The sequence below is a fragment of the Psychrobacter sp. AOP7-B1-24 genome (assembly GCF_052376215.1).
GTDB lineage: Bacteria > Pseudomonadota > Gammaproteobacteria > Pseudomonadales > Moraxellaceae > Psychrobacter.
Window position 1 is genome coordinate 26,015 of sequence record NZ_JBQSVL010000021.1, and the last position, 16,258, is coordinate 42,272.

Annotated in this window: 13 protein-coding genes and 1 other RNA gene; 8 read left to right on the forward strand and 6 right to left on the reverse strand. The window is 40.6% G+C overall.

Annotated features, from left to right (window positions below):
- Positions 1–49: 49 nt before the first annotated feature.
- Positions 50–1,018: an META domain-containing protein gene (locus tag ACT3QP_RS06535; RefSeq protein ID WP_444524907.1), complete on the forward strand. Its 969-nt coding sequence runs from the start codon at positions 50–52 to the stop codon at positions 1,016–1,018.
- 353 nt (positions 1,019–1,371) lie between these two features.
- On the opposite strand, the gene ruvC is transcribed toward ACT3QP_RS06535, so the two are convergent.
- Positions 1,372–1,956, reverse strand: coding sequence for a crossover junction endodeoxyribonuclease RuvC (gene ruvC, locus ACT3QP_RS06540; protein ID WP_444524908.1), 585 nt, complete (start codon positions 1,954–1,956; stop codon positions 1,372–1,374).
- A 259-nt stretch (positions 1,957–2,215) separates the two neighbouring features.
- Between ruvC and ACT3QP_RS06545 the strand changes: the two genes are divergently transcribed.
- Positions 2,216–2,839 (forward strand): FxsA family protein, encoded by a 624-nt coding sequence (locus ACT3QP_RS06545; RefSeq protein ID WP_444524909.1) that lies wholly within the window; start codon positions 2,216–2,218, stop codon positions 2,837–2,839.
- Positions 2,840–2,956: 117 nt separating this feature from the next.
- On the opposite strand, the gene ssrS is transcribed toward ACT3QP_RS06545, so the two are convergent.
- Positions 2,957–3,152, reverse strand: a non-coding RNA gene (gene ssrS / locus ACT3QP_RS06550) — 6S RNA.
- A 247-nt stretch (positions 3,153–3,399) separates the two neighbouring features.
- Between ssrS and gpmI the strand changes: the two genes are divergently transcribed.
- Positions 3,400–5,037, forward strand: coding sequence for a 2,3-bisphosphoglycerate-independent phosphoglycerate mutase (gene gpmI, locus ACT3QP_RS06555; RefSeq protein WP_444524910.1), 1,638 nt, complete (start codon positions 3,400–3,402; stop codon positions 5,035–5,037).
- 236 nt (positions 5,038–5,273) lie between these two features.
- Entirely contained in the window at positions 5,274–6,773 is a 1,500-nt protein-coding gene (locus ACT3QP_RS06560; RefSeq protein ID WP_444524911.1) for a S41 family peptidase, read from the forward strand.
- Between the two features lie 78 nt (positions 6,774–6,851).
- Here ACT3QP_RS06560 and ACT3QP_RS06565 read toward each other — a convergent pair whose 3' ends face one another.
- From ACT3QP_RS06565 to ACT3QP_RS06575, 3 genes are all read right to left on the reverse strand, one after another.
- A complete protein-coding gene (locus ACT3QP_RS06565; RefSeq protein ID WP_444524912.1) occupies positions 6,852–8,546 on the reverse strand; it encodes a sigma-54-dependent transcriptional regulator in 1,695 nt (564 codons plus the stop codon).
- A gap of 208 nt (positions 8,547–8,754) precedes the next feature.
- Complete coding sequence (locus ACT3QP_RS06570; RefSeq protein ID WP_444524913.1) at positions 8,755–10,482, reverse strand: sensor histidine kinase; 1,728 nt, start codon at positions 10,480–10,482, stop codon at positions 8,755–8,757.
- Between the two features lie 96 nt (positions 10,483–10,578).
- The gene (locus ACT3QP_RS06575) at positions 10,579–11,214 is read right to left on the reverse strand and encodes a response regulator (protein WP_444524914.1); all 636 of its coding nucleotides are present in this window, start codon (positions 11,212–11,214) and stop codon (positions 10,579–10,581) included.
- A 408-nt stretch (positions 11,215–11,622) separates the two neighbouring features.
- On the opposite strand from ACT3QP_RS06575, the gene ACT3QP_RS06580 reads away from it, so the two are divergent.
- Together ACT3QP_RS06580 and ACT3QP_RS06585 are read left to right on the forward strand one after the other, a co-directional pair.
- Positions 11,623–12,684 carry a serine hydrolase gene (locus ACT3QP_RS06580; RefSeq protein ID WP_444524915.1) on the forward strand — a complete coding sequence of 354 codons (1,062 nt, stop codon included), beginning with the start codon at positions 11,623–11,625 and terminating at the stop codon, positions 12,682–12,684.
- A gap of 99 nt (positions 12,685–12,783) precedes the next feature.
- Positions 12,784–13,452 (forward strand): thiamine phosphate synthase, encoded by a 669-nt coding sequence (locus ACT3QP_RS06585; protein WP_444524916.1) that lies wholly within the window; start codon positions 12,784–12,786, stop codon positions 13,450–13,452.
- Between the two features lie 28 nt (positions 13,453–13,480).
- Here ACT3QP_RS06585 and ACT3QP_RS06590 read toward each other — a convergent pair whose 3' ends face one another.
- A complete protein-coding gene (locus ACT3QP_RS06590; RefSeq protein ID WP_444524917.1) occupies positions 13,481–13,810 on the reverse strand; it encodes a TraR/DksA family transcriptional regulator in 330 nt (109 codons plus the stop codon).
- 454 nt (positions 13,811–14,264) lie between these two features.
- On the opposite strand from ACT3QP_RS06590, the gene ACT3QP_RS06595 reads away from it, so the two are divergent.
- Together ACT3QP_RS06595 and ACT3QP_RS06600 are read left to right on the forward strand one after the other, a co-directional pair.
- The gene (locus ACT3QP_RS06595) at positions 14,265–15,467 is read left to right on the forward strand and encodes a phosphoglycerate kinase (RefSeq protein WP_444524918.1); all 1,203 of its coding nucleotides are present in this window, start codon (positions 14,265–14,267) and stop codon (positions 15,465–15,467) included.
- Positions 15,468–15,723: 256 nt separating this feature from the next.
- A complete protein-coding gene (locus ACT3QP_RS06600) occupies positions 15,724–16,089 on the forward strand; it encodes a hypothetical protein (protein ID WP_444524919.1) in 366 nt (121 codons plus the stop codon).
- The last annotated feature ends 169 nt before the right edge of the window (positions 16,090–16,258 follow it).

Below are 16,258 nucleotides of genomic sequence, written 5' to 3' on the forward strand. Positions count from 1 at the left end.
AAAAAAGGATAATTATGATGTATATGAATAGCTACAAGGTATGATTGTTATGGCATTGTCTGTTAAAAAACGACCTATTAGTTTGATCTGTGTGTCCAGTTTGTTGGCAGCCAGTGTGGCACTAAGTGCCTGTCAAGGCTCTTCTACACCCAGTGAAAGTATGGCAGTAGATGATGCTAACAAAGTCACGAGAAAGACAGATAATACTGATGCTATGGATGGTGACATCATATCTAATGTCATGGTTGGAGAAGATAAAGTAACAGTGAAAGAAATGAATGCTGAAGAAGCCATGATTCATAATCTTTCACGTTATCGTTGGACGCTTGTATCTGCAGCCGATAGTAGCGATCAACCACTAGATACATTGATGCAAATCACTAACCAAGTACGTTTGTCATTCAATCAATACCAAGGTCAAAACACCTTAAATTATAGTGTCGGGTGTAACACTATGAGTGCTGTGTATCGGCTTCAAGGTTCTGCCTTAACTATTGACGACAGCATGAGTACCAAGATGTCGTGTGGTGATCTTGATCAGGCCGAAAACAGCTTAAGTCAGCTGCTGCAAGGTGATAGTCAGCTAGTTTTTGCGACAGATAGTGATGTTTCTAAAGATGATACACCAATATTGACGCAAGTAACCAACGACTCAGTTACCTTGGTTTGGGAAGGTGAGCTCACACCACAAGCTAAGTATAATAGCAAGGGTGAGGCCGTATTTTGGGCGGTAAGCGCTGATATGATACCGTGTGCAGACAGTGACGCACAGATGTGCTTGCGAGTTAAACCGATTACTTATAATAATCAGGGTATTAAGATCAGTGAAGGCGAATGGAGTGTATTTACTGGTGAGATCGATGGCTACCAGCATGATAGCATGCATGATGAAGTATTACGTCTACAGCGCTACCGACTAAGTAACAGTGATGGAACAGAAGTCAATGCTTCAAATGCATCAGGTAAAGAATACGCTTATGTCTTGGACGCAGTTATTCAAAGCTCGGTAGCGGAGTAATCTTAAGTCTAGGGCGTGTCCTCAATCGATAGTCATCTAAATGGACTAAAAATGGCTAAATCTTGCCAAACGGTGTCAAATAGCTGACTAATATCTCGATATTATCTGCGCTATTTTCCTTGTTTGACGGCAATTTATCTCATTTTTATCACCATTTTTAAAATGAAGACACACCCTAGATTATATGAGTGTTTCGGTCAAACGTATTGGTTTTAACTTTTACTAAGTTTGCCGTTTAATTAAAAAACACGCGCTATACAGACGCGTGTTTTTTTGTGGTTGTTTATGGTCTATTGAACACTCAAATGTGGTGTTGGCAGCCCTAATATTTGAATGTTCAACAGTCTCTATATTTAACGTAAATTCCCCAAGTCTTCTTCGGTCAAACGCCAGCGGCCTTTTTTCTTAGAAGCACCGCGCCCACGCATAGCGCTGTTCAGTAGTAATTTATTCATCGAATGGCTTGAGTGCGCATGACAGATAGCGCAGGCAAGACCATCAGCGGCATCTTGCTGCGGTACCACATCTAAAGATAATATCCGGCAAACCATTTCCTGTACTTGTTCTTTTGCTGCTGCACCATACCCACAAACGGCTTGTTTAATCTGACGTGCGGTATATTCTGACACTTCTAAATCTAAGGCCACCATAGCAGCAATCGCTGCACCTCGTGCCTGTCCAAGCTTAAGTGCAGAGTCTGGATTTTCAGCCATAAACACCTGCTCAATAGCGGTATAAATAGGCTCGTCGGCATATTTCAAATGATGCTGTGTGATACGAGTTAAGCCATTAAAAATACGTTTAAGGCGTTCAGGCATCTCTTTAGTATCTGTACGAATCGTACCTGCGTCAATATAAGTGAGTTTGTCCCCAGTTTGCTGTACGATGCCATACCCCGTCATGCGTGAACCTGGGTCAATTCCGATAATAATTGCCATAATATTCCGTCTTACTTACATTGTGTTTTATATTTAATTCCATAGAAATCGGATAGGGTGTCAGACCCATTTAACTTACTATTTTTAATACTTTTACTTGTCTTATTTATATCCAAACAATATTGTACCGACTATACAGCTTAAAAATTAGCCTATAGTTTGATAGTATAGCAATCAATCCCCATATACATCATATGTTAGCCATCTTAATTTGCATGGCACTCAATTTATTGATTTTTATTTTAAAGGACGACACTTTATGGGTCAGATAGTTGGTATTGCCATCGTTTGGTTTATTATCGAGATGCTACTATGGTATTTGCTTGCTCAATTTATGAGCGGCTGGTGGGTATTCATGTGGTTTATTGTAGCCGCTGTCATCGGTATCTCATTAATGCGTAAAGGACTGGCCGCGCTTAATCCAATGGCACAGCAGATGAAAGCTGGTGGCATGATGAACCCATCAATGCGTCCGCAAGAATCGACCATGATTAAGAGTGTCGCGATGGCAGCAGCGGGTATTTTACTCCTTATTCCTGGTGTGCTCAGCGATTTTCTTGCGTTACTAGTTATATTACCACCAGTGCAAAAGAAGCTTAAAGACTTTGCCAATAATTACGTCATGAACAATCAGCAAAAAATGATGGAAATGATGGCCAAGCAGATGGGTGGGCAAATGGGCGGTGGGCAAAATCCGTTCGGCGGTATGGGTGGCCAGAACCCATTTGGCGGAGCAGGTGGCACGAATGGTCAAAATCCATTTGGTCAGAAACAACAAAACCCGTTTGGTGATGTTTTCAAACAACACACAACTGTAGATGGTACTGCCAAAAATATTCCTAAAGATGTGAAAAAAATCACTAAATCTGCCAATGATGAATAATGATTAACAGATAGGTATAAAAAAAGCCCCCTTTGTCATCGACAAAAGGGGCTTTTGTTGGTTCTAACCGATTAATTATAAGCTCATTCGTGATACTTAAAAAGGTCAAAACTGAATATAACAACCGAAGTGCCGCCGCAAGATGGTGACCCATGAACCGTGAAGTTCAGGGCGGATGCGTCATTGCCTCTGTAGGTTTCCTGATACACCGCAAGCGGTGCAGGCATACGCATTGAAACAATAGGTACCACATCCTGGTAAAGCATTATCGGCTCAGGGAATAAACATCTACTAGCCAACACTTCAGAATATAATTATCTTAACCAATGGTTTGGGTGATTGCAAGTACGATTTACAGATTGCTACTTTAGGTTTGATGTTAGGTATTATTGATGCTGATTTTTAAGCCTATTCTGAGTAAATGATCAGTGTTGCTAGCTTATAATTACGGGTTTGTAAGGGTGGTTTTTCAGCTATTTTAAGATGTGTGTTAAGATAGAAGGCTTTAGATATCCTAATACAGCATTATAGGCGTTCATTCACTTGAGGAGCGGTAATTCATGACCCATAATAACCATCAATCAGAATCTCTTAATGATAGTCAGGCTCAAATCAATAATAAAAAAATACCGCATGTCTTAATGATACTAGATGGTTTTGGAAATCGTGAAGAAGACAAAGATAATGCGATTGCGGCTGCTGATATGCCAAATTTAGATAAGATTTATCAGCAGTATCCGCATGGGCTAATATCAGCTTCAGGAGAAGACGTTGGTTTACCAGATGGTCAATTTGGTAATTCAGAGGTTGGGCATATGAACTTGGGCGCTGGCCGTGTTCTTTATCAAGATTCCACTCGTATTTCAAGCGAGCTGTCTAATCGTGAGTTTTATAAAAACGAAGCGTTGGTAAATGCTGTTAAAGCTGCAAATGAGCTTGGTGGTAATGTACACATCATGGGGCTATTATCAGATGGTGGGGTGCATTCTCATCAGGACCATATCGAAGCAATGTGTCATTCAGCATTGGTACATGGTGCCAAAAATGTCTTCGTCCATTGTTTTTTAGACGGGCGTGATACACCGCCGAAGTCTGCCGATAAGTATATAAACCGTCTACGCACGCATATTAATAAACTCAATGAGCATTATGAAGGTGGTCGAGTACAGATTGCGAGCATTATTGGTCGCTACTATGCGATGGATCGTGATAATCGCTGGGATAGAGTCCAAAAAGCCTATGAGCTTATCACTGAAGGTAAGGCCGATCGTTTAGCTACTCGTGCAGATGGTGCAGTGCAAGCTGCTTATAAAGCACGTGAGACGGATGAGTTTGTTAGTCCAACCACTGTGATTGGACGTGATGAGGTACCATATACTGTCGACGACAATGATGCGCTTATTTTTATGAATTTCCGTGCTGATCGTGCTCGTGAAATTGCCCAAGCATTTGTACTGCCAGATCATGAGTTTCCTGGATTTGCTCGTAATAAACAACCGAAACTTGCAGCTTTTGTGATGCTGACTAAATATTCAGATGTGTTGGCTGATAATTCAAAAACCAGTATCGCTTATTACCCAACATCCTTGACAAATACACTTGGCGAGTACTTGCAAGACCAAGGTAAAACACAGCTGCGTATCGCAGAAACAGAAAAATATGCCCATGTGACGTTTTTCTTTAGTGGTGGTCGTGAAGACGAGTATAAAGGCGAGACTCGTATTTTAGTAGCTTCTCCAGATGTGGCTACCTATGATTTACAGCCTGAAATGAGCGCACCTGAAGTAACAGATAAATTGGTAGAAGCGATTGAGTCTGGTCAATATGATACACTCGTAGTGAACTATGCCAATGGTGATATGGTTGGTCATACAGGTATATTTGATGCTGCTGTCCAAGCTGTTGAGGCGCTAGATGTATGTGTGGGTCGTGTGGCGGCAGCAGTGCGAGCAGCTGGTGGTGATATGCTTATCACAGCTGACCATGGTAACTGTGAGCAGATGCAAGATTATGAAAGTGGGCAAGTACATACGCAGCATACCACTGAATTAGTGCCTTTGATTTATGTGGGTGATAAGAAGTTGCAAGTGCGTAGTGGTGGTAAGCTGAGCGATGTTGCTCCTACTATTTTGGCACTGATGGATCTCGAAATACCAATTGAAATGACAGGTAAAAGTTTATTGCTTCCAGTGTCATGATCTATTGCTGAGTGATTTTAGTCTTTATATTCTGTCAGTATATTAGTATCGTTTATAGTTATAAAAAAGGAGAGATACCAGCTATCTTTCCTTTTTTTTCGATACATTTTGCCTAAATTACGTGCAATACTAGTCTAGTCTTAAGCCTATGCTTGGTGTTATGTTGTGAGACATATATCGATGAATACATCATTAACAATGATTTTGTACATTCTATTATTTAAATGAGTTATCTTATGCATCCTTTCTATTTTATACGCTCGTCTGTGTTTAAACGATTGGGCAAGCCAATGATAAGCTTATCAAGCGCACCTATTGTCTTTAAGCCTGTATTGATAATAGGTTTGCTTGGATTAAGTACGGTTAGTATGTACGCACAGGCAGCAACACTAGAGGCAACTGACACGACTCATAGTCCTACGGCAGGTCTACAGCTGATTAGTCTAAATGATGATGAAATAGCTACCGGAAATGATATTGGTAATTTATCAGATATTGCTGATATGCTCGAAGCTGCAGATGAGCCTGATGACTTGATAGATAGTATTCCAGATGAAACAGCCTTAACTGATGATATGGATGATATCGATACCAGTATTCCGCCTGAAGTTGCACAAGTATCATTAAATGCCATTTCTCCAGAGACGCTTAAGACGTTTGTCGCCGTAGTGGATTTAGTACGCCGTGAATATGTTGATACGGTGAATGATGAAGAGCTTTTTAGTAATGCAATGAGTGGAATGCTCACCAAGCTTGACAGTCATGCTGAATTTTTGGATGCTGAAGCCTATGAAAACCTGCGTGCTTTTACAGAAGGTGATGTCGGCGATGTTGGTATTAAAGTCACTTATCAATCCACATCTGGACACTGGGTAATCACAGAGGTTAGCGATAACTCACCTGCTGATAAAAAAGGCATTGCTGTTGGCGACTATTTGCATCAAGTTGATGAGTTTAAACTGGATGCAAACAAAGAAAGTAATGACGTCCAGCAGCTCCTAACAGGGATTGCTGGTACACAAGTAGATATTGTGACTTCAACTGCTGGGCGTCGTAAACACACGACTACGTTACAGCGTAATAATAGTCACCCTCAAGTCATTGAAGCAAAGCTGATCAACGGTATTGCCATTGTCAAGTTACCGGCTTTTCAAAACAACAGTCGTGAAAAACTGTTAGAAAGCTTAATTGATTTAGAGGCACCCATATGCGGTATCTTGTTAGACATGCGTGATAACCCAGGTGGCGTATTAACATCAGCGGTGAGCGTTGCTAGTTTGTTTATGACTGATACGGATGTAGTGCAAGTAAAAGCACGTCAAAGTGATTCACGTACGCTCTCGACTCAAGGTGCAGCATTACTTGAATCATTGCCATTAGTGGTGTTGCAAAACCGCTACTCAGCATCAGCAGCTGAGGTGTTGGCCAGCAGTTTACAGGCGCAAAAGCGTGCTACTATCGTTGGTGAAGTGAGTTATGGTAAAGGCTCGGTACAGTCAGTGATTCCACTAAATGATGAACAAGCTGTCAAGCTCACCGTTGCGAAATATATGACAGCATCAGGTAAAAAGATAGACGGTATCGGTGTAAAACCTGATGTGACCTTATCAGGTAATGAAGGTACTTGGGAGCAACAAGCGCTAACTCTCTTAGAAACCAGAGCATTAGCTTCGGGCATTCGTTTTGTTCGTAAGCCTGCTAAGGTTGATAAAATGATAGACAAAAAAAGTAGTTAAGTTCTGGTTGTTGACAGAGGGCCTGTGTCAACATTGCCAACCATGAATCGCTAACCATGAATCATAACGTTTGAGATGTTATGATTCGGATTGATCCTCGGCTATTTCTAATTTTTTCATGCGATAGCGTAAAGAGCGAAAAGTTGTGCCTAGAAGTTCAGCTGCCTGAGTTTTATTCCAACCAGTTTGTTTAAGTGCGGTGATAATTAACTGCTTTTCTTGCTCTTGTAGGTAGTTCTCTAGCCCTTCAGATGGCAGCTGTCCGTCTGGTAGTTCGTTTGGCCTGATTTGCTCGCCATCCTTTTTTTGCGTAGCTTGATGAATGGCGGTGTTGTGATCGCAATCCTGACTGCCTTCACTCAATGGTTCTATAGGATTACTAGTTGACGGCTGTATCATATTAGGGAAGTGTTGAATATTAGTACGATATGGATGCAAATTGGTCGTTGTTTGCGGGACCTGAGTAGTTTGTGCTGAATGGAGACGTGTTTCGCTACTTTCTAGCGTTTGATTGGCTGTTTTATGAGTTATTTCTGGTTCTGGTAAGTCTGCATTGTTTGTATTCTCAGGACTGTGCATATTTGTAATGTCCTGATGAGTGTCGATATCAGCAAGGCCTAAGTGAATGGTATCAATAGTTGATTTTTCTGCTAGCGTGACTGCACGTTCAAGAATATTACGTAGCTCGCGAACATTACCGGCGAAATTATGATGTTGTAAGCGCGTGCAGGCATCTACCGTTAAGGACGGTACCGTTTCTAACTGCCATTCACTAGCAATCATTGCCAAGAAATGCTCAGCCAAAACAGGAATGTCATCACGGCGAGCATTAAGCGTGGGTAGCTTTAGCTCTATCACATTAATGCGATAATATAAATCTTGTCGAAAGGCTCCGTCTTGTACTAGGCTGTTTAAGTTTTTATGAGTGGCGGATAGGATACGGATATCGACAGGTATCTCTTTAGTATCACCAATGGCTCGCACTGTCTTTTCTTGAATGGCACGCAGTAGTTTTACTTGCATTGCTAAAGGCAGATCTGCGACTTCGTCTAAAAATAAGGTACCGCCATTTGCTTGTTGAAACAGTCCTTGCTTGTCAGTAACAGCGCCTGTGAAGCTGCCTTTTTTGTGACCAAAAAACTCTGACTCTACTAGCTCTGAAGGAATGGCACCGCAGTTGACTGGTACAAAACTACCATCCCTACGAGGACTTAGGTCGTGAATCAGTCTCGCAACTACTTCTTTTCCCGTGCCTGAAGCGCCCGATAAAAATACAGGTGCTTGTGAGCGTGCTAGTTTTAAAATAGTGTTCTTAAGAGGGTGCATCACAGCAGAGTTACCGATAAGCCTACTGTTCAACATTTTTTGTTCAGCCGAAGATTCAGGTGTGCTGGTTGATTCACTGTCTTGATGAATAACCTTTAAAGCGTTCTCTACTAACTGTCGTAAACGCGGTAGTTCTAGTGGTTTGTTGACGAAATCAAAAGCACCTAACTTTAACGCCTCGATAGCCAAGTCCATACTACCATGCGCAGTAATTACAGCGACAGGGGTGCTAGAGCTGCCATTGATTTCTTTTACCAAATCTAGTCCTGAGCCGTCAGGTAGATTTAAATCGGTCAGGCAAAAATCATAATCATTATCTTGCCAGTAGGATTTTGCTTGTGACAGAGTATAAGCCACATCACTTTTTATCCCCATTTTAGTCAAAGTAATTTGCATTAATCTGCATAGATCTACTTCGTCATCAACGACTAGCGCGGTTGTTGTCATACATCATCTCATCGTATTTATGTCTACAAAATTTAAAAAAATAGCAATTTCTAGTTAGGACATGTTTGATATTTACAATATGTTGAATATTTACAAATAGGAACTGCTGATCATTAAAACGGCTCCAGACAAGGCGTAAAGTGATGGTAATGCTCGCGCCTTAACGAGGGGCAAACACGCCCTAAACAAACCTTACGTATAGAGCATTTTATCTCTCATTCATAATATTCTTACTAGAGCCCACAGAAGGCGCTATTAAGCGAAAGCAGGTTTTTTTATGTTCAGGAATATAAAGTAAGCGAGTCTGATTGGCCTCACAAAATGCTTGTGATAAATATAACCCCAAGCCAGTACCTTTTTGATCTGTGGTGAAAAACGGATTGAATAAGTGCTCTAAACTTTCGGTACTAACACCAGCACCATCGTCTAAAACATCGATTATAACATCGTTGTCGGCACAATAAATTTCGATTTCCACATAAGCATGAGGGTGAGCATAGCTACTATAGCGTAAGCCATTGTTTATTAAATTGATTAAGACTTGCTCTAATTGGTGAGTATCAAATGATATCGTGGGCTGTGCGTTTACTCGTAAAAAAACATCATGTCCTTGAAAGTAGTTCTCCAGGAATGTGGGCATCCATTCAGCCAGTACGATTGATTGCTGATTTGCTGCTTGCTGGCGAGACAGTTTTAAGACATCTTCGATAATGCGATTTACCCGTTTGGTTTGTGAAAATATCATTTTATAAAGTTCGTAATTATTATCGATATTATCATCTGCTGCATTTCTTTCCTCAGTTTCTGTCACGTCCTCCATTAATAGCTGACTGGCTTGAGAAATAGCTGCTAGCGGGTTTCTTATTTCATGGGCGATACTGGCCGTTAATTGCCCTAAAGAAGCCAGTTTTAATTGTTGAGCATTGGCTTGCTCACGGCGTAAATCTTCTAGCATGATGAGTTTGCTATCATCTTTTAAGGGAACGATTTGCACACGTAATTTACCGAATATAGAAGCATTTGCTACTGCTGGTAAGTCATAAGCAAAGGTGCATGATTGGCCTTCTGCTACTGACAAGCAGGCTTCTAATAACTGTGCATGCTGCTTACGGAGCTGTTGCTCAAAATTATCTAAGAGCTCAGTATGATTGTTGTTGCGTGCGTGGCTAGTGTTACTGGACAGGTTAGGTAACGGTACTGATACTGAAAAATTGTATGAAAGGCTAAGTAATTGATGGGCTGCAAGGTTAGCTAGGACAACACGCTGCTTATCGATGACGATGACACCATTCGCCATCTGTGTGATTACTTCTTGATTGATGACATTCAATCGTTCTACTTCTTTTGCTTGTCCTGCTGCCACTTTTTCTAGTTGCATTAGACGCTGCGAAATAGACCAACTTAAAAAGCCAACGGCCAAAAAGCTGACAGACATGAGTAGAGCATTGCCTAAGTTTGCCAAATTCATACTATTGGCAATGGCATAAAAAAACTGTTGATAAATAACAAAAATAATTGCAAGTAGGGTAACAATGAATGCTTGTGAGGCATTGAGCAGCATAAAGCTCGCTGCAACCACTACCATATATAGCATGGTGAGCTGTAAATCAGGAGCGCCAGCTGTATAAAGTAATAAACTCAATATCACAACATCTAATACTAAGCCAAAAGCGAGTTGACGTTGCATTTTTTTATGTACTACATAAAACAGTCCAAGCAAGATTAGACTCAGTAGAATATAAAAGCTGAGGGCAGTTTGTTGTAAAAAGCTTGGCAGAGAGATATTGTCATTAGCCTGAGCTGTGACATATCCCATCAACATGAAAAATGTACTAAGGACAAAGCGATAACTGCTATAGATGAGCCCTAACTTTCGTAGCTGTGTTTGTGGAAGGGTGTCATCGTGATGTAAATAGTGAGTAATAGCAGGCTTCATAAATAGACCGTGGTTGAGAAAGAGTGACTAGGGCGCGTCCTCATTTTTAGCCTGTTTAAATTTTCATGTTCAGACTGAGGACACGATCTAAATAGTTTACGGCTGAATCAAACCATGACGAATGGCCAGATGCGTCAATTTAACATCACTGTCAACGCCGACTTTTTCATAAATGCGATAGCGATAAGTATTGATGGTTTTGACACTGACAAATAGTTGATCAGCTATTTGTTGAGGACTTTGGCAGTTGACCACCATCATGGCTACCTGCTTTTCACGATCACTTAATAAGTCAAAGGGTGAGTTGGCATTATCTGATAATAAAACATCAGCCAATTGTTCCGCGACATCTTGGCTGAAATAGCGGCCACCTTGATAAATCTTTTTGATAGCTCGTATCATTTCATCAAGTGGCGTGCCTTTGGTAATATAACCATTGACCCCCGCTTTTATGAGCATTGATGGGTAGGGCTGTGCTGACATACTACTGACGGCTAATATCTTGATGCTCATATTCAACTGAACCAACCGCTTAGTGGCTTCGAGCCCGCCGATATTAGGCATATTAACATCAAGTAACACCACGTCAGGGCTCAGTTTTTTGGCCAGTTTAATAGCCATATCACCGCTGTCTGCTTCGCCGACCACTTCGATGTCGACACTATCTGATAGCATACGACTGATACCCATTCTTACCAAATCATGATCATCAACTACCAATACTTTAATCATAACTATACTCTTTATTATTCGTGAGAATGAAGGTTTTGACTGATGCTAAATGACAAGTAGGTTCCAGACATCTGAGTCATCTAAAGGTTGTGGTATTTAAAATATTGCTATTTAGGGCGTATTAAACATATTCTATATTGAATATGGATGATAGCCACATTCAAAATGAATGCATGTTTCTAAAACGTAAATCAATGTTTCTACAATATAAGTTGGTTGTAGAGAAATTTGAATTCGGTAAAAATAAACCGTTAAATCAGTTTGATGCATTAAACTTAAATGCAAACCATGATACACTAAAAATACAAAAACTCTATACGAGTACTTACAAACACATCTATAAAGGCTACGTACGTTCTTGGCGCCAGACAGTGTATAACTGACGTGATAACGACAGCAGGGGGCATAATGAGACAACTACCATTAACCAAACAGCAACTAATCGCTGCTATGATTTCATTGAGTTTGGGCAGTGCAGCACAAGCCGCACTTACGATTAATGGTAGCACTGATACTGGTTCTAGTGCTCGCATGAGTTGGGGCGGTGCTGATAGTCTGTCGGAAGCGCGTAATATCATGTACAAATCCAACAGCTCTACTATCACAAAAACTGATAATGGTTCTGGTGTGACTAACGCCAATAGTTTCGCTAGTAGTACCAATAGTTACAATACTACTTACAGTGGTAAGTTTGGTAGTAGTGATATGCTGCCAATCAGTACTGATTCGCGTAGTGTCGCGGTAATCGATGCTGAGACTGGTGAATCTATTTATGAAAAAAATGCTGATGCGGCGCGCCCGATGGCCAGTATCACAAAAATTATGACCGCGATGGTTGTGCTAGATGCAGGTCTTGACATGCGTGAAGAAATTACGCTTGATGCAGAAGATTTTGTTGGTCCTAAACGTGCTAGCTCTCGTTTGAAAGCTGGTGATCGTTTGAATCGTGCTGAGATGCTATTAATGGCATTGATGAAGTCAGAAAATCCAGCCGCAAAAAGTCTAGCGCGTAATTATCCGGGTGGCTATAGCGCCTTTATTCGTGCTATGAATCGTAAAGCTCAAGATTTGGGCATGACAACCGCTTTCTTTGGCGATCCAACAGGTCTTGATAAGCGCAATGTTGCTTCATCAAAAGATCTAGTAAAAATGGTACGTGCCGCTGGTAATTATGATGTCATTCGTCGTTTCTCCACCACTAAGAGCTACGACTTCTTTGTCTCAAACTATTCAAGTGGTAACCGTACTTATAAAGCCAACAACACCAGTAGTTTGGTGCGTGATGGCAGTTATCCAATTGGTATTTCAAAAACAGGATTTATCAATGAGGCAGGTCGTTGTGTTGTGATGGAAACTCGTGTGAATAACCGTCCAGCAATTATTGTTATCTTGGGTGCCAATAGTTCAGCCACACGTTGGGGTGATGCCAAAAATATTCTCAACAGTTTAGCGACACGCCGTACAGTGTAAGCTTATTGGTTTGGTGATTTTATTTAGTTTGATACTTATAAAAAGGCTGTTATGTGATATAACAGCTTTTTTATTGTGTTGATATTAAGGACACATTATATGACTCAGTCATCAAATTTTTCAATGCCCAAGCTGTACTTACTGACCAATGAAGATAAGTTTGAACTTCTTTATCAAAAATTAGAAGTAGCACTGGCAACTGAATGTATTGCTCTATTACAAATTCGCCGCAAGAAAACGCTTGCTCTACCTGATGGCGCCTCACAGTTATATAAAGAGGCGCAACATATAGTCGATTTGGCCAGTAAGTATAACGTGCCTGTTGTTATTAACGATGATATTAGCTTGGCAGCTAAGCTTGGCGTCGGTGTGCATCTAGGTCAAAAAGACGGCAGTATTAGCGATGCCAAAAAATATCTATCATCAAATCAAATCATTGGCCGTACTTGTCACTGTGAGTCGGAATTAGTTGCAGAGGCAAAAAAGGATGGCGCGAGTTATGCTGCGATGGGAGCAGTTTTTACGTCTACGACCAAGCCAAATGCTGATATTGTCTCTCATGAGCAGCTTGCCCAAGGTTGTCAGCAAGGCATAGATATGTGTGTGATAGGTGGTCTAACGGCTGAAAATATATCGAATCTAGCAGGATTACCTATTAAATATGTCGCGGTAGTAGGCGATATTATGGATTTACCTATCCCAGAAATAGCAAATCGCTGTCGTGAGTGGCAGCAGGCGTTTTCTGAGTGGGGAACACCTGTTTTATGATCTATTCTTCAGAAATAGCAGTAAATAGTTATTTAGCATGTTCCATACATAATGTAGCGTAGGGTAGTGCTTCTAAGCGCTTTTCTTCGATTTGCTTGTCACATAGCTCACATTCACCATAAGTGTTGTTTTCGATGCGGTTGAGAGCATTTTCGACATAGCTTAAGTTTTGACGCGCTTCGTCCATAAGGTTCTTGCGCATACCATTTTGGCGATAAGAAATCGCTTGGTCGTCCCAATGCTCATTGAGATCATCTTGTGGGTTTTGAATATGATCTTCTATTTTGTCAATTCTAATTTCATATTCGTCTTTAAGTTTTAACAGATTTTGTTTGGCAGTGTTTAGATTAATACCCATTGTATTCTCCTAATAGTTATAGTTATGCTGGCCTATATCTGTAAGCCTTTTTTTATTGATTGCAGTGATGCGAATTGTTTTATGATAAAGGACAGGTTTTTCGGAAACCACCACAGAATGTTAAGGTTTCTTATTCCAGTACATTCTCATGTCAAGTTTTTAATTAATATGTTGGTTATGAGCTGTTGACATAAACTGGTAGAATACATCGCCATCGATTTTGGTTCGTTAAATCACATGACTACTATAAATGAACCAAAACACGGTGCGGAATATAGAAAGTCTTTGTTATACGACTACCGAGATATATGTTATCCAGTCAAAAGTTAAAAATAAATAAAATGATTAAGGGTGCACATCCAGGAAATGATGGCGGGTGATTCTTATTTATAGCAACATTTAGCAATAACAGTAATCTTAAATTAACCAACAGATTGATGCATAGGAGCAGTTAATGAATTTTTTGCGTATGAGTGAGTTGAGCTTAACGGATAAAGTGGTATTAATTCGAGAAGATCTAAACGTACCTATTAAAAATAATAAAGTTACGAGTGATGCTCGCTTGCAAGCAAGTTTGCCTACTATTCAGATGGCACTAGAAAAAGGTGCTGCCGTTATTGTTTGCTCACATCTTGGACGTCCGACTGAAGGCAATCCAGAAGCAATATATTCATTAGCACCTGTTGCTGATTATTTGAGCGATAAGTTAGCGGTGTCAGTGAGCCTCAATCGTGAGTATTTGACTGAAGGGGCACCTATCAAAGCAGGTGAAGTCGTATTGTTAGAGAATGTACGTTTTAATGAAGGTGAAAAGAACAACGATACTGCTTTAGCAAAACAATATGCCGACTTATGCGATGTGTTTGTGATGGACGCTTTTGGTACGGCGCATCGTGCGCAAGCATCAACAGAAGGCGTCACTCAAGCCATGCGTCAAGCAGGAAAAATAGTCTGTGCGGGTCCTCTATTGGCTGCTGAACTTGATGCTTTGAGCTTAGCACTTGAAACACCCGCACAACCAATGCTTGCGATTGTAGGTGGCTCAAAAGTATCGACCAAATTAGAAGTCTTACATAGCTTGGCTGCAATATGTACACAGATTATCGTTGGTGGCGGTATTGCCAATACTTTCTTAGCAGCGCAAGGGCATAGCGTTGGAGCTTCGTTATATGAAGCAGACTTGGTGAATACTGCTCGTGATATTATGAGTAAAACCGAGATTTTATTGCCTGATTATGTCATTGTTGCTGATAAAAACGACATTAACTTTGACGATTTTACAGGCTCATTACAACAAGCTACTGCCACTGTTAAGTCTGTTGATGCGATTGGCAAAGATGACATGATTTTAGACATCGCGCCAGAAAGCGCAAAACAGTTGGCTGATGCTATTCTCAATGCAAAGACTATTTTATGGAATGGTCCAGTGGGTGTGTTTGAAGTAGATGCTTTTGGTCAAGGTACTCAGATAGTGGCAGATGCTGTCAAAAATAGCCAAGGTTTCTCAATTGCTGGTGGCGGTGATACTTTAGCAGCAGTTGATAAGTATCAAGTTGCTGATGGTGTTAGCTATATGTCAACAGGAGGTGGTGCATTCCTAGAGTTTGTAGAAGGCAAGGTTCTTCCTGCAGTTGCTGCGCTACAAATCGATGTTTAGTAAATTAACATTAATTAACAATTTTGAAACATTATTGGTACAATTTAAAACAAGTATTAAAAGTAAGCTATGCAAACTAATATGTCAGCTATGATTTCTGTTTATCTATTTTGGATAAACAAAGATGCGTAACCACTGATTATTAAGTAGCTATTATTTGTACATATACTGAAAATTGTTATTGCATGTCTTATTTGCACTCTATAAAATAGCGCAACCATGTATATTGACATGTTTTATTTATGAGAGGTTTATTATGTTAAAACGTCATTTGTTACTTGCTAGCGTACTTGCTGGTACTTTTGCAGTTACTGCATGTAGTCAACAAACAGAAGAGAATGCTGAAGCGGCTACTGAGTCTGCTGCTGATGATATCGCTGCAGAAACTGAAGCAACTGCTGCTGAAGCTGAAACTGCTGCTCAAGATGCTGGCACTGAAGTTGCCGAAGGCGCTGAAACTGCTGGTGCTGCTGCGACAGAAGCACTAGAAGATACTGGTAATGCTATCACTGAAGGTGCTAGTACAGTTGTTGAAGGCGCTGCTACTGCTGTTGCTGACGGTGCTACTGCTGTTGCTGACGGTGCAGAAGATGTTGCTGTTGATGCAGAACAACAGTACTAAGCAATGTAATGACTGGTTTGTTGATCTGCTACTGATTGGTAGGTAATCGATTAAATCAGTTATGGACATATTTTTTTTATTATAAGCCCTCAAAATTTTAGAAAAGCCTTGGTGATTGCCAAGGCTTTTTGCATTGGTTCTGACGTCTCCTCAACACACTCTAAACGTT

What these genes read in the sequence shown, in the direction of transcription:
- gpmI (WP_444524910.1), top strand. Translation starts at nt 3,400, where the DNA reads ATGACCCATAATAACCATCAATCAGAATCTCTTAATGATAGTCAGGCT.
- ACT3QP_RS06535 (WP_444524907.1), top strand. Translation starts at nt 50, where the DNA reads ATGGCATTGTCTGTTAAAAAACGACCTATTAGTTTGATCTGTGTGTCC.
- ruvC (WP_444524908.1), bottom strand. Translation starts at nt 1,956, where the DNA reads ATGGCAATTATTATCGGAATTGACCCAGGTTCACGCATGACGGGGTAT.
- ACT3QP_RS06545 (WP_444524909.1), top strand. Translation starts at nt 2,216, where the DNA reads ATGGGTCAGATAGTTGGTATTGCCATCGTTTGGTTTATTATCGAGATG.
- ACT3QP_RS06595 (WP_444524918.1), top strand. Translation starts at nt 14,265, where the DNA reads ATGAATTTTTTGCGTATGAGTGAGTTGAGCTTAACGGATAAAGTGGTA.
- ACT3QP_RS06570 (WP_444524913.1), bottom strand. Translation starts at nt 10,482, where the DNA reads ATGAAGCCTGCTATTACTCACTATTTACATCACGATGACACCCTTCCA.
- ACT3QP_RS06585 (WP_444524916.1), top strand. Translation starts at nt 12,784, where the DNA reads ATGACTCAGTCATCAAATTTTTCAATGCCCAAGCTGTACTTACTGACC.
- ACT3QP_RS06565 (WP_444524912.1), bottom strand. Translation starts at nt 8,546, where the DNA reads ATGACAACAACCGCGCTAGTCGTTGATGACGAAGTAGATCTATGCAGA.
- ACT3QP_RS06560 (WP_444524911.1), top strand. Translation starts at nt 5,274, where the DNA reads ATGCATCCTTTCTATTTTATACGCTCGTCTGTGTTTAAACGATTGGGC.
- ACT3QP_RS06580 (WP_444524915.1), top strand. Translation starts at nt 11,623, where the DNA reads ATGAGACAACTACCATTAACCAAACAGCAACTAATCGCTGCTATGATT.
- ACT3QP_RS06590 (WP_444524917.1), bottom strand. Translation starts at nt 13,810, where the DNA reads ATGGGTATTAATCTAAACACTGCCAAACAAAATCTGTTAAAACTTAAA.
- ACT3QP_RS06600 (WP_444524919.1), top strand. Translation starts at nt 15,724, where the DNA reads ATGTTAAAACGTCATTTGTTACTTGCTAGCGTACTTGCTGGTACTTTT.
- ACT3QP_RS06575 (WP_444524914.1), bottom strand. Translation starts at nt 11,214, where the DNA reads ATGATTAAAGTATTGGTAGTTGATGATCATGATTTGGTAAGAATGGGT.